Origin of the sequence: Streptomyces millisiae (genome assembly GCF_031845425.1) — a bacterium.
GTDB lineage: Bacteria > Actinomycetota > Actinomycetes > Streptomycetales > Streptomycetaceae > Streptomyces > Streptomyces millisiae.
Genome location: NZ_JAVREM010000111.1, coordinates 1 through 11,530, shown reverse-complemented (window position 1 = coordinate 11,530; position 11,530 = coordinate 1). Strand labels below are relative to the sequence as shown.

Sequence of the window (11,530 nt, the reverse complement as noted above, 5' to 3'; positions counted from 1 at the left end):
TTCCGCGCTGCGCGGGGGGGGGGCGGGCCCAACCGCGCTGCGCGCGGTTCACGGCCCGGCAGGGCCGAGGGCCTGCGGCGGCTGCGCCGCCAGGCCCCGCGGCCCCCGGCCGCGCGACGACCCGCCCGGCTTGTGGGGGCACCTCCCAGCGTTAGCTGGGGGAGGGTGGGTGGGCGCGGGCCGCCGTCAGGGGCCCTGGGGGTCGAGGACCGCCGCGTCGCGGCGCGGTGGGACGGGGACGCGGGACAGGTCCTCGGCGATCGTCAGGTCGCCTTCGAAGCCGGCCGCCCGCGCCTCCTCGGCGAACGCCGCCGGGTCGTCGTACCGCTGGGAGAAGTGGGTCAGCACCAGGTGCCGTACCCGGCTCTCGGCCGCCGCCCGGGCGGCCTGGCCGGCCGTCAGGTGGCCGTACTCGTGGGCCAGCGCCTCGTCCCTGGCCAGGAAGGTGGACTCGATGACCAGCAGGTCGCACTCCTCGGCCAGCGCGTAGACGCCGTCGCACAGCCGGGTGTCCATGACGAAGGCGAACCGCTGTCCCGGCCGCCGCTCGCTGACGTCCTCGACGCGCACCCCGCGCAGCGTGCCGTCCCGCTGGAGGCGGCCCACGTCCCGGCCGGTGATGCCGTGTGCCGCGAGCCGGTCGGGCAGCATGCGGCGGCCGTCCGGTTCGACGAGGCGGTATCCGAAGGAGTCCACCGGGTGGGAGAGGCGGTGCGCGCTGAGCGTGAAGCCGGGTTCGTGGGCGATGGGCCCGTCGTCCGTGACCGGGTGGGTCGGCAGTCGGGCCGTCTCGCGGTAGGCGGTGGCCCCTCGCAGCCGGTCGTAGTACTGCTGGCCGCTGGCCGGGTAGTGGACGTGGACCGGGTGCGGCACCCGGTCCAGGTTGATCCGCTGGATCACGCCGGCCAGGCCGAGCGAGTGGTCGCCGTGGAAGTGCGTGACACAGATCCGGGTGAGCTGGTGCGCGCTGACCGAGGCCAGCATCATCTGCCGCTGGGTGCCCTCGCCGGGGTCGAAGAGGATGGTGTCGGCGTCCCAGCGGAGCGCGTAGCCGTTGTGGTTGCGGTGCCTGGTCGGCACCTGGCTGGCCGTGCCGAGGACGACCAGCTCGCGGGGCGACATCAGCCGGGCGGCCATTCGAGGCCGCGCCCGCCGAGGACGTGGGCGTGCGCGTGGAAGACGGTCTGGCCGGCGCCGGGGCCGGTGTTGAAGACGACGCGGTAGCCGGGGTCGACGATCTTCTCGTCGGCCGCGATGTCGCCCGCGAGCCGCAGGACCTCGGCGGCGAGCTCCGGCGCGGCGGTGGCCAGGCTGGCCGCGTCGGGGTAGTGGGCGCGGGGGATCACCAGCACGTGGGTGGGGGCCTGCGGGTTGATGTCGCGGAAGGCCAGCGCGGCCTCCGACTCCTTGACGATGGTGGCCGGGACCTCGCCCGCCACGATCTTGCAGAACAGGCAGTCAGCCCGCGGTTCTCCCGCCATTGCGCGGTGCCTCCCAGGTGCGTGGTGCGACTCGGTCCTAGCGCTACGCACGGGATGCTACCGCGCACCGCGCACGGGCCGTCCTCCGTACCGAACCGGCTGGTAGCCTTCCCCGGGTTACGTATGCATTGCATACCGGAAGATCAGCGAACGTACCGGCGACCACACGAGGACCACCCGCATGACCACGCCCGCTCCCCAGGACGCCCGCGAGAGCTGGAGCTCACGGGCCGGCTTCCTGATGGCCGCGATCGGCTCGGCCATCGGCCTCGGCAACATCTGGCGCTTCCCCGCCGTCACGTATGAGAACGGCGGCGGCGCGTTCATCGTGCCCTATCTGTGCGCGTTGCTCACCGCCGGTATCCCGCTGCTGATCCTCGAGTACACCGTCGGCCGCAAGTACCGTTCGTCGCCCCCCGGCGCCACCCGGCTGCTGGCCCGGCCGGCCGAGGCCATCGGCTGGTGGCAGGTGGTGATCTGCGTCGTGGTCGCCGCCTACTACGCCGCGATCCTGGCCTGGGCCGTCCGCTACACCGGCTTCTCGGTGAACCAGGCCTGGGGTGACGACCCCGAGGGCTTCCTCTTCACCGACTTCCTCAAGGTCAGCGAAGAGCCGGGCACCGTCTCGACGTTCGTGCCCGGCGTGGCCTGGCCGCTGGTCGCGGTGTGGGTGGTCGTCCTGGCCATCCTGGTGCTGGGCGTCAAGCGGGGCATCGAGAAGGCCAACATGGTCTTCATCCCGATGCTGGTGGCGTTCTTCCTGGTCCTCGTGGTGCGGGCGCTCACCCTCGACGGGGCGGCCGAGGGCCTGAACGCGCTGTTCACCCCCGACTGGAGCGCGCTCAGCCACGGCAGCGTCTGGGTCGCGGCCTACGGGCAGATCTTCTTCTCGCTGTCGGTGGGCTTCGGCATCATGATCACCTACGCCTCCTACCTGCACCGCCGCTCGGACCTGACCGGTTCGGCGCTGGTCGCCGGCTTCGCCAACAGCTCCTTCGAGATCCTGGCCGGCGTCGCCGTCTTCTCGACCCTCGGCTTCATGGCGGGCCAGGCCGGCGTCGGCGTGGACGAGGTCACCAGCAGCGGCGTGGGGCTGGCGTTCGTCGCCTTCCCGCAGATCATCTCCGAGATGCCGATGGGCGCCTTCTTCGGCGTGCTGTTCTTCGTCTCTCTGGTGATCGCCGGCCTCACCTCGCTCATCAGCATCGTGCAGGTGATCGTGGCGGCCGTGGAGGACCGCGCCGGGCTGCGCCGCACGCCGGCCGTGCTGCTGGTCGGCGGCGGCATCGCGGTGATCTCCGTGGCGCTGTTCTCGAACGACAGCGGGCTGCACTTCCTGGACGTGGCCGACCACTTCATCAACCAGTACGGCATCGTGCTGGCCGGCCTCGCGCTGGTGGTCACGGTGAGCTGGGTGCTGCGCCGGCTGCCGGCGCTCCAGGCCAACGCGGACGCCACCTCCGCGTTCGGGCTCGGCGTGTGGTGGCGGCTCTGCCTCGGCGTGATCACGCCGCTGGTGCTGACCTGGATGATGGTGGACAGCCTGAACAGCGAGTTCAGCGAGAACTACGGCGGCTACTCGACCTCGTTCCTGCTGTGGTCCGGCTGGGGCGTGGCGGCCGGGGCGCTGCTGCTCGGCGTGGTCCTGTCGCTGCTGCCCTGGCGGGCCAACCGCGAGCGACCGGCCGTGGCCGAGGCGAACGAGGCCAACGAGGCGAGCGAGGGGAGCCGCTGATGTCGACGTCAGCCGTCGTGATGATGATCGTGGCCATGGCGATCGTGTGGGGCGGCCTGGTGGCGGCCATCATCAAGCTGCGCAGCCACCCGGACGAGCCCGAGCCGGCGGACGGCGACGCGGGCTGATCCGCGCGCCTCACTCAGTCCGCCGTCGGCACCGGCTGCCCGGGTGGCGTGAAGGCGGCGAGCAGGATCCCCGTGAGGGCCCCCGGCGCGTCGGCCTCGTCGAGCCGGCCCGCGGTGATCTCGTCGGCCGTGGTGTGGAGCACGCCGTAGAAGGCGGCGGACAGCCACGCCACGGGCATGTCGGTCCGGAACTCCCCCTGCTCGCGACCGCGTTCGATCAACCGCTCGATGCGGTGCAACGGCCGCTGGTGCAGCTCCCTGATCCTGCCGTGCGGCAGTCCGCGCTCGGCGGCGACGAGTAGCGCGCGCGACCGGTCGACGATCCGCCAGGAGGAGCGGATCAGCAGCACCATGGCCTGCCGCGGGTCCCCTTCGAGGTCCAGGGAGTCGAGCGCGGCGTCGGCCTCCCGCATGGCCCTGGCGAACACGGCGTCGAGCAGCTCCTCCCGAGAGGCGAAGTGCCCGTAGAGCGTGACCCGGCCGACGCCGGCCGCCTGGGCGATGTCCGCGACGCTCGCGTCGGGATCGCGGCTCAGGCACTCCACCGCGGCGTCGAGGATCGCCGTCGCGTTGCGCCTGGCGTCCGCTCGCCGCCCTCGGGTCCCCGGCATGTCGTGCCCCTCTCTCCGTCTCACCCATTAGTCGAACAGTGCTGTTTGAGTTACCCTAACGCCGAATAACTCGAACACGCCTGTTTGACTTATGGAGGCGACGCCCCGTGCACCCGCATGCCCCCGCCCACGAGCCGCCCGACCCGCGCCGCTGGCGCGCCCTGGCGCTGCTCGGCGCCGCGCAGTTCATGCTGATCCTCGACGTCACCGTGGTCGCCATCGCGCTGCCCGACATCGGGGCCGGTCTGGCGCTCGGCAGAACCCAGCTGACCTGGGTCGTCACCGCCTACACACTGATGTTCGGCGGGCTGATGCCGCTCGGCGGCCGAGCCACCGACCTCTTCGGCGCGCGGCGGCTGCTGCTCGTCGGGCTCACGGTCTTCACCGCCGCCTCGCTCACCGCCGGGCTCGCCGGCGGCGCCGCCGTCCTCGTCGGCGCGCGGCTGCTCCAGGGCGCCGGCGCCGCCCTGCTCTCCCCCGCCGCCCTCTCCGTGGTCGCCACGGCCTTCCACGGGCCGGAGCGGAACCGGGCACTCGGTGTGTGGGCGGCCATCGGCGGCACCGGCTCGGCCGTCGGGGTGCTGGTCGGCGGGCTGCTCACGGCGGGCCCCGGCTGGGAGTGGATCTTCTACGTCAACGTGCCCATCGGCCTGGTCCTGCTCGCCCTGCTGCCCGGCGCGCTGCCGGCCACCGCCCGGCCCACCCGACGTGCCGCCCTCGACGTGCCCGGGGCCCTGCTCGTCACCGCCGCCACGGCGACCACGATCTACGGGCTCACCAACGCCGGCGACGACGGCTGGGGCGCGCCCGCCACGCTCGTCCCGCTCGCCGCCGGCCTCGCGCTCTACGCCGCGTTCGCCGCGCTCCAGCGCCGGTCGGCGGCGCCGCTGATGGACCTGACGCTGCTGACCCGCCGCCCCGTGCTGACCGGCGCGTTCCTGATGCTGGTCGCCACCGCCCTGCTGATCTCGTCCTTCTTCCTCGGCTCGTTCTACCTCCAGGGTCCTGGCGGGCACGGTCCGCTGGCCACCGGACTGCTGTTCCTGCCGGTGGCCGTCGGCACGGCGCTGGGCGCGCACCTGGGCGGCCGCGCCATCGGTGGCGTCGGCCCCCGGCTGGTCGCCGTCCCCGCCTTGCTGACGGCGGCCGTCGGCCTCGCCATACCGGCCGCGGACACCGGCACCGTCACGCTGTCGGTGGGACTCAGCGTCGCCTCCGCCGGCCTGGGCGCGGGATTCGTCGCCGCGACCACCACCGCGCTGGCCCATGTGGCGCCCGACGAGGCCGGACTGACCTCGGGCCTCGTCAACACCTGCCACGAGTTCGGCGGCGCGATCGGCGTCCCGGTGGTCTCCAGCATCGCCGGTTCGAGCATCGCCGCCGGCCACCTCGCGGGCCCCGGCGGACTCACCGACGCGCTGACCTTCCTCGCCGTCAGCGCGGCCGCCGGCGCCGTGGCCGCGCTGTTCCTCGTACCGGCGGGCCGCCCACCCGCCGGGGCCCCGACCGCGCACCTGCACTGAGGCGCGGCAAGGGCCAAGGGCCTACGCCCAGCGGCCCGTCCTGGTGAGCAGGAGGGCCGCGGCGGCGGTGCCGGCCGTGGAGGTGCGCAGGATGGTGCGGCCGAGCCGGTAGGGCCGCACGCCGGCGGCCTCGAAGGCGGCCAGTTCCTCGGGCGCGACGCCGCCCTCGGGGCCCACCACCAGGGCGATCTCGCCGCCGGGCGGCAGCTCGGCCGCGGCCAGCGGCGCGGCGCCCGCCTCGTGCAGCACCCCGGCGAACGCGGCGCCGGACAGGGCGGCGGTCACCTGCCGGGTGGTCATCGGCTCGGTCACCTCGGGGATCCGCAGCCGGCGCGACTGCTTGGCGGCCTCCCTGGCGGTGGCCCGCCACTTCGCCAGCGCCCTGGCCCCGCGCTCGCCGCGCCACTGGGTGACGCAGCGGGCCGCGGCCCAGGGAATGACCCGGTCCACGCCGGTCTCGGTCATGGTCTCCACGGCCAGCTCGCCGCGGTCCCCCTTGGGCAGCGCCTGGACCACGGTGATCGAGGGCAGCGGCGGCGGCTCGTGCCGCAGCTCGGCCACCGCGACCTCCAGCCGGTCCCGGCCGTCGACGGAGGCGACCGTGCCCAGCGCGCCGGTGCCGCGGCCGTCGCTGAGGACGACCGGCTCGCCCACCCGCAGCCGGCGCACCGAGACCGCGTGCCGGCCCTCGGCGCCGTCCAGGGTGACAAGGCCGCCGGCGCCGGCCTCCGACAGCGACTCCACCACGAAGACCGGGGCCGTGCTCATCGTCTCTCCACCGAAGTCCGCGCCGACGTCCGCATCGAAGTCCGGCTCAGCGGCCGTTGAAGGCGTCCTTGAGGCGCGAGAACAGGCCCTGCTGGCCCGGCTGGAACTGCCCCATCGGCCGCTCCTCGCCGCGCAGCTTGGCGAGCCGCCGCAGCAGCTCCTCCTGCTCCGGGTCGAGCTTCTGCGGCGTCTGCACCTCGACGTGGACTACCAGGTCGCCCCGGCCGTTGCTCCTGAGGTGGGTGACGCCCCGGTTGTGCAGCGGGATCGACTGGCCCGACTGGGTGCCGGGCCTGATGTCGACCTCCTCCATGCCGTCCAGCGTCTCCAGCGGCACCTTGGTGCCGAGGGCGGCCGCCGTCATCGGGATGGTGACGGTGCAGTGCAGGTCGTCCCCGCGCCGCTGGAAGACCGGGTGTGCCTTCTCCCTGATCTCCACGTAGAGGTCGCCCGCCGGGCCACCGCCCGGGCCGACCTCGCCCTCGCCGGCCAGCTGGATCCGGGTGCCGTTGTCCACGCCGGCCGGGATCTTGACCGTCAGCGAACGGCGGGTGCGCACCCGGCCGTCCCCCGCGCACTCGGGGCAGGGCGTGGGCACCACGGTGCCGAAGCCCTGGCACTGCGGGCAGGGCCGCGAGGTCATGACCTGGCCGAGGAAGGACCGGGTGACCTGCGAGACCTCGCCGCGCCCGCGACACATGTCGCAGGTCTGCGCCGAGGTGCCGGGGGCGGCGCCCTCGCCGTTGCACGTGCCACAGACCGTGGCCGTGTCGACCTGGATCTCCTTGGTGGTGCCGAACGCCGCCTCGTTCAGGTCGATCTCGAGCCTGATCATGGCGTCCTGGCCGCGCCGGGTGCGGGACTTCGGGCCGCGCTGCGAGGCGGTGCCGAAGAACGCGTCCATGATGTCCGAGAAGTTCCCGAAGCCGGCGCCGCCGAAGCCGGCACCGGGGCCGGCGCCGCCGCCGGGCCCCATCGGGTCCCCGCCCAGGTCGTACATCTGCTTCTTCTGCGGGTCGGAGAGCACCTCGTAGGCGGTGTTGATCTCCTTGAACCGCTCCTGGGTCTTGGGATCCGGGTTCACGTCCGGATGGAGCTCCCGCGCCAAGCGGCGGAAGGCCTTCTTGATCTCCTCCTGCGAAGCGTCACGCTGCACACCGAGGATCGCGTAGTAGTCAGCCGCCACTTTAGTTCTCCGCGAGAATCTGTCCGACGTACCGTGCCACCGCGCGCACCGCTCCCATCGTTCCCGGATAGTCCATGCGGGTCGGTCCGACCACGCCCAACTTCGCCACCGCCTCGCCCCCAGAACCGTAGCCGACGGAGACGACCGAGGTGGACGTCAGGCCCTCGTGAGCGTTTTCATGCCCAATCCGGACCGTCATACCCGGATCCTTGGCCTCGCCGAGCAGCTTCAACAGCACGACGTGCTCCTCGAGCGCCTCGAGCACCGGCCTGATCGTCAGCGGGAAGTCCTGCGCGAAGCGGGTGAGGTTGGCGGTGCCGCCGATCATCAGCCGCTCCTCCTTCTCCTCCACCAGCGTCTCGAACAGGGTGGAGAGGACCACGGAGACCGTGCCCCGCTCCTCCGGCTCGAAGGAGTCCGCCAGGTCCGCCACCAGGCGCGGCACCTCGGCGAAGCGCTCGCCCACGATCCGGCTGTTGAGCCGGGCCCGCAGGTCGGCGATCGACGTCTCGCCGAAGGGCGCGGGACAGTCGACCATCCGCTGCTCGACGCGGCCGGTGTCGGTGATGAGCACCAGCATCAGCCGGGCCGGCGCCAGCGACAGCAGCTCCACGTGCCGCACGGTCGACCGGCTCAGCGACGGGTACTGCACGACGGCCACCTGCCTGGTCAGCTGCGCCAGCAGCCGCACCGTGCGGGCCACCACGTCGTCCAGGTCGAGCGAGGCCCCGAGGAAGCTCTGGATGGCCCGGCGCTCGGCGGCCGAGAGCGGCTTGACGTCGGCGAGCTTGTCGACGAAGAGCCGGTATCCCTTGTCGGTCGGCACCCGGCCGGCGCTGGTGTGGGGCTGGGCGATGTAGCCCTCCTCCTCCAGCACCGCCATGTCGTTGCGCACGGTGGCCGGCGAGACCTGCAGGTTGTGCCGCTCCGTGAGGGCCTTGGAGCCCACCGGCTCCTCCGTGCCCACATAGTCCTGGACGATGGCTCGCAACACCTCGAGTCTGCGTTCACTGAGCATGCCGCACACCTCCCGCCCGGCCGTCGTTCCTGCTGCTGCCCGCCCTGGCACTCAGCCGCGGCGAGTGCCAAACCCTGTCCAGTGTACGGCCGGGTAGCACGGCCAGGGAATCGTGAACGGGGAGACGGTATCGCGCGGAACCCGCCACCCCTGGCTGGCATGTTCTTGTCGTGACGCTAACGTCCCAGCATGGCGACTCGATGGGAAGACCTGGCGCCGGGAGTGGTGCGCCGGCGCCTGTCCGGCTGGGACGAGACGGTGGGCGCGGTCGCCGGCACGGACGGGGTGCTCCTGGTGGACGCCGGGCCCTCGCTGCCGGCGGGCGAGGAGATCGGCGCCGAGCTGCGGGACCGCTTCGGGGTCCCGGTGACGCACGTGGTCCTGACCCATCCGCACTTCGACCACGTGCTGGGCGCCGGGGCCTTCCCGGCGGCCGAGCGTTTCGGGCGGCTGCCGGCCGGCGGCCCGGCCGAGGCCGCGGCCGACGCGGTGCGGCAGGGGCTCGACGCGGGCCTCGCCGAGGCGGCGGCCGGCGCGCTCGCCGCGCTGCCGCCGCCCCGCGAGATCGCCCTCGGCGAACGACTGACGCTCGACCTGGGCGGCGGCCGGACGGTGGTGCTCGCGGCACTGGGACCCGCGCACTCGCCGAACGACCTGGTGGTGCTCGTGCCGGGCCCCGTGCCCGTGGTGTTCTGCGGCGACCTGGTCGAGGAGTCGGGCGAGCCGCAGGCCGGGACCGACGCCGAGCCGGCACGCTGGCCGGCCGCCCTGGACCGGCTGCTGGCGCTCGGCGGCCCGGAGGCGCGCTATGTGCCCGGGCACGGCGCGGTGGTGGACGCCGCGTTCGTCCGGGCCCAACGGGCGGCGCTCGCCGAGCGGTTCGGGGACGTCCCGGGCGCGGCGTGATCGAATGGGGCGCATGCGCGGACGACAGCCTCCCGGTGGACAGCACGACAGCCGGTTCGGCAGGCGGTACGACCCCGATCTGACGCCGCCGTGGAAGCGGCGCGCTCCCGTGCCCGAGGTGCCGGCGGAGCCGGGCCTGGTGGTCGAGGAGGTGTCGACGGGCTTCTGCGGGGCGGTGATCCGCTGTGAGAAGACGGCGCAGGGGCCGACCGTCACGCTGGAGGACCGGTTCGGCGCGCACCGGGTGTTCCCACTCGAACCGCGTGGCTTCCTGCTGGAGGGGCGCGTCGTGACGCTGGTGCGCCCGGCACGCACGCCCGCGGCGCCGGCACGTCCGGTCAGGACGGCCTCCGGCTCGATCGCCGTTCCCGGCGCGCGGGCGCGGGTCGCGCGCGCCGGGCGCATCTACGTGGAGGGGCGGCAGGACGCCGAGCTGGTCGAGAAGGTCTGGGGCGACGACCTGCGGATCGAGGGCGTCGTCGTCGAGTACCTGGCCGGGGTGGACGACCTGCCGGCGATCGTGCGGGAGTTCGCGCCCTCCGCCGAGGCCAGGCTCGGCGTGCTCGTGGACCACCTGGTGCCGGGCTCCAAGGAGTCCCGGATCGCCGCCGAGATCACCGACCCGAACGTGCTGATCGTCGGACACCCGTTCGTCGACGTCTGGCAGGCGGTGAAGCCGTCGACGCTCGGCATCCCCGAGTGGCCCCGGGTGCCGCGCGGCCAGGACTGGAAGACGGGTGTCTGCCGGGCCCTCGGCTGGCCCGAGCACACGGGCGCGGCCTGGCGGTCCATCCTCGACCGGGTGCGGGACTACCGCGACCTCGAACCCGGCCTGCTCGGCCCCGTCGAGCACCTGATCGACCACGTCACGGTGGGCGGCCCCGCGTAGTCGCCCCGGTGCCGGACAATGGACCCATGCCCTCCGCACTCCCCGACGGCGAGCCGATGCCGGCGGACGGCGCGCTCCCCGCGTCCGCCCTGGCCGGCGCCGCCGAGCGTCCCCTCGCCTTCTACCTGCACGTGCCCTACTGCGCGACGCGCTGCGGCTACTGCGACTTCAACACCTACACCGCCGCCGAGCTGCGCGGCTCGGGCGGGGTGCTGGCCTCCCGGGACGACTACGCGGAGGTGCTGACCGAGGAGATCAGACTCGCCCGCAAGGTGCTGGGCGACGACCCGCGCCCGGCCGCCACGGTCTTCGTCGGCGGCGGCACGCCCACGCTGCTGCCGCCGGCCGCGCTCGGCGCCATGCTGGACGCCGTCCGGCAGGAGTTCGGGCTCGCCCCGGACGCCGAGGTGACCACCGAGGCCAACCCCGACTCCGTGGACCCGGCCTCGCTCGCCGCGCTGCGGGAGGCCGGCTTCAACCGGATCTCCTTCGGCATGCAGAGCGCCCGCCGGCACGTGCTCGCCGTGCTGGAACGCACCCACACCCCGGGCCGCCCCGAGGCGTGCGTGGCCGAGGCACGGGCCGCCGGCTTCGAGCACGTCAACCTGGACCTGATCTACGGCACCCCGGGCGAGACCGACGACGACTGGCGCGCATCCCTCGACGCGGCCGTCGCCGCCGGTCCCGACCACGTCTCGGCGTACTCGCTGATCGTGGAGGACGGCACCCGGCTCGCGGCCCGGGTGCGGCGGGGCGAGGTCCCGATGCCGGACGACGACGTGCACGCCGACCGCTACCTGATCGCCGACGAGACGCTGTCGGCGGCCGGCTTCGGCTGGTACGAGATCTCCAACTGGGCCACCTCGGCGGCCGCCCGCTGCCGGCACAACGAGCTGTACTGGACCGGCGCCGACTGGTGGGGCGCGGGCCCAGGGGCACACAGCCAGGTGGGGGGCGTGCGCTGGTGGAACGTGAAGCACCCCGGCGCGTACGCCGCGGCGCTGGCGGACGGGAGGTCGCCGGGCGCCGGGCGGGAGGTGCTGACCGCCGAGGACCGGCGGGTGGAGCGGATCCTGCTCGAACTGCGGCTGGTGGACGGCTGCCCGCTCTCCCTCCTCACGGCCGCCGGCCTCGCCGCGGCGCGGCGGGCCGTCGCGGACGGCCTCCTCGCCGAACCGGCCTTCACGGCCGGCCGCGCGGCGCTGACGCGCCGCGGCCGACTGCTGGCGGACGCGCTCACGCGCGACCTGACGTAACGCGGCGCGCGGGATTTCCCCCACCCACC

Annotated in this window: 12 protein-coding genes; 6 read left to right on the top strand and 6 right to left on the bottom strand. The window is 73.9% G+C overall.

Annotation, left to right across the window (positions count from 1 at the left end):
• Positions 1 to 186: 186 nt before the first annotated feature.
• Positions 187 to 1,122, bottom strand: a complete 936-nt coding sequence (locus RNC47_RS34705) for a ribonuclease Z (protein ID WP_311604696.1) — start codon at positions 1,120 to 1,122, stop codon at positions 187 to 189.
• Positions 1,122 to 1,481, bottom strand: coding sequence for a histidine triad nucleotide-binding protein (locus tag RNC47_RS34700; RefSeq protein WP_311604695.1), 360 nt, complete (start codon positions 1,479 to 1,481; stop codon positions 1,122 to 1,124). The genes RNC47_RS34705 and RNC47_RS34700 overlap by 1 nt, the downstream gene beginning before the upstream one ends.
• A gap of 181 nt (positions 1,482 to 1,662) precedes the next feature.
• On the opposite strand from RNC47_RS34700, the gene RNC47_RS34695 reads away from it, so the two are divergent.
• Positions 1,663 to 3,216, top strand: coding sequence for a sodium-dependent transporter (locus RNC47_RS34695; RefSeq protein ID WP_311604694.1), 1,554 nt, complete (start codon positions 1,663 to 1,665; stop codon positions 3,214 to 3,216).
• Positions 3,216 to 3,344: a methionine/alanine import family NSS transporter small subunit gene (locus tag RNC47_RS34690; protein ID WP_311604692.1), complete on the top strand. Its 129-nt coding sequence runs from the start codon at positions 3,216 to 3,218 to the stop codon at positions 3,342 to 3,344. The genes RNC47_RS34695 and RNC47_RS34690 overlap by 1 nt, the downstream gene beginning before the upstream one ends.
• 14 nt (positions 3,345 to 3,358) lie before the next feature.
• Here RNC47_RS34690 and RNC47_RS34685 read toward each other — a convergent pair whose 3' ends face one another.
• Positions 3,359 to 3,955 (bottom strand): TetR/AcrR family transcriptional regulator, encoded by a 597-nt coding sequence (locus tag RNC47_RS34685; protein ID WP_311604690.1) that lies wholly within the window; start codon positions 3,953 to 3,955, stop codon positions 3,359 to 3,361.
• Positions 3,956 to 4,062: 107 nt separating this feature from the next.
• On the opposite strand from RNC47_RS34685, the gene RNC47_RS34680 reads away from it, so the two are divergent.
• Positions 4,063 to 5,478 (top strand): MFS transporter, encoded by a 1,416-nt coding sequence (locus RNC47_RS34680; RefSeq protein WP_311604688.1) that lies wholly within the window; start codon positions 4,063 to 4,065, stop codon positions 5,476 to 5,478.
• Positions 5,479 to 5,499: 21 nt separating this feature from the next.
• Here RNC47_RS34680 and RNC47_RS34675 read toward each other — a convergent pair whose 3' ends face one another.
• The 3 genes from RNC47_RS34675 to hrcA are packed head-to-tail and all read right to left on the bottom strand — an operon-like array spanning position 5,500 to position 8,450.
• Positions 5,500 to 6,246, bottom strand: coding sequence for a 16S rRNA (uracil(1498)-N(3))-methyltransferase (locus RNC47_RS34675; RefSeq protein WP_311604686.1), 747 nt, complete (start codon positions 6,244 to 6,246; stop codon positions 5,500 to 5,502).
• A gap of 46 nt (positions 6,247 to 6,292) precedes the next feature.
• A complete protein-coding gene (gene dnaJ / locus RNC47_RS34670; protein WP_311604684.1) occupies positions 6,293 to 7,432 on the bottom strand; it encodes a molecular chaperone DnaJ in 1,140 nt (379 codons plus the stop codon).
• A gap of 1 nt (position 7,433) precedes the next feature.
• On the bottom strand, positions 7,434 to 8,450 hold the full coding sequence (gene hrcA / locus RNC47_RS34665; RefSeq protein ID WP_311604683.1) for a heat-inducible transcriptional repressor HrcA: 1,017 nt from the start codon (positions 8,448 to 8,450) through the stop codon (positions 7,434 to 7,436).
• Positions 8,451 to 8,639: 189 nt separating this feature from the next.
• Here hrcA and RNC47_RS34660 point away from each other — a divergent pair, with 189 nt between their 5' ends.
• From RNC47_RS34660 to hemW, 3 genes are read left to right on the top strand one after another with little or no spacing between them, the layout of a single operon-like run.
• Entirely contained in the window at positions 8,640 to 9,356 is a 717-nt protein-coding gene (locus RNC47_RS34660; RefSeq protein ID WP_311604681.1) for an MBL fold metallo-hydrolase, read from the top strand.
• A gap of 13 nt (positions 9,357 to 9,369) precedes the next feature.
• Positions 9,370 to 10,245: a DUF3097 domain-containing protein gene (locus RNC47_RS34655; RefSeq protein WP_311604679.1), complete on the top strand. Its 876-nt coding sequence runs from the start codon at positions 9,370 to 9,372 to the stop codon at positions 10,243 to 10,245.
• 26 nt (positions 10,246 to 10,271) lie between these two features.
• Positions 10,272 to 11,501: a radical SAM family heme chaperone HemW gene (hemW, locus tag RNC47_RS34650; protein WP_311604678.1), complete on the top strand. Its 1,230-nt coding sequence runs from the start codon at positions 10,272 to 10,274 to the stop codon at positions 11,499 to 11,501.
• Positions 11,502 to 11,530 lie beyond the last annotated feature (29 nt).

What these genes read in the sequence shown, in the direction of transcription:
- RNC47_RS34700 (WP_311604695.1), bottom strand. Translation starts at nt 1,481, where the DNA reads ATGGCGGGAGAACCGCGGGCTGACTGCCTGTTCTGCAAGATCGTGGCG.
- RNC47_RS34675 (WP_311604686.1), bottom strand. Translation starts at nt 6,246, where the DNA reads ATGAGCACGGCCCCGGTCTTCGTGGTGGAGTCGCTGTCGGAGGCCGGC.
- hemW (WP_311604678.1), top strand. Translation starts at nt 10,272, where the DNA reads ATGCCCTCCGCACTCCCCGACGGCGAGCCGATGCCGGCGGACGGCGCG.
- RNC47_RS34690 (WP_311604692.1), top strand. Translation starts at nt 3,216, where the DNA reads ATGTCGACGTCAGCCGTCGTGATGATGATCGTGGCCATGGCGATCGTG.
- RNC47_RS34695 (WP_311604694.1), top strand. Translation starts at nt 1,663, where the DNA reads ATGACCACGCCCGCTCCCCAGGACGCCCGCGAGAGCTGGAGCTCACGG.
- RNC47_RS34655 (WP_311604679.1), top strand. Translation starts at nt 9,370, where the DNA reads ATGCGCGGACGACAGCCTCCCGGTGGACAGCACGACAGCCGGTTCGGC.
- RNC47_RS34685 (WP_311604690.1), bottom strand. Translation starts at nt 3,955, where the DNA reads ATGCCGGGGACCCGAGGGCGGCGAGCGGACGCCAGGCGCAACGCGACG.
- RNC47_RS34660 (WP_311604681.1), top strand. Translation starts at nt 8,640, where the DNA reads ATGGCGACTCGATGGGAAGACCTGGCGCCGGGAGTGGTGCGCCGGCGC.
- RNC47_RS34705 (WP_311604696.1), bottom strand. Translation starts at nt 1,122, where the DNA reads ATGTCGCCCCGCGAGCTGGTCGTCCTCGGCACGGCCAGCCAGGTGCCG.
- hrcA (WP_311604683.1), bottom strand. Translation starts at nt 8,450, where the DNA reads ATGCTCAGTGAACGCAGACTCGAGGTGTTGCGAGCCATCGTCCAGGAC.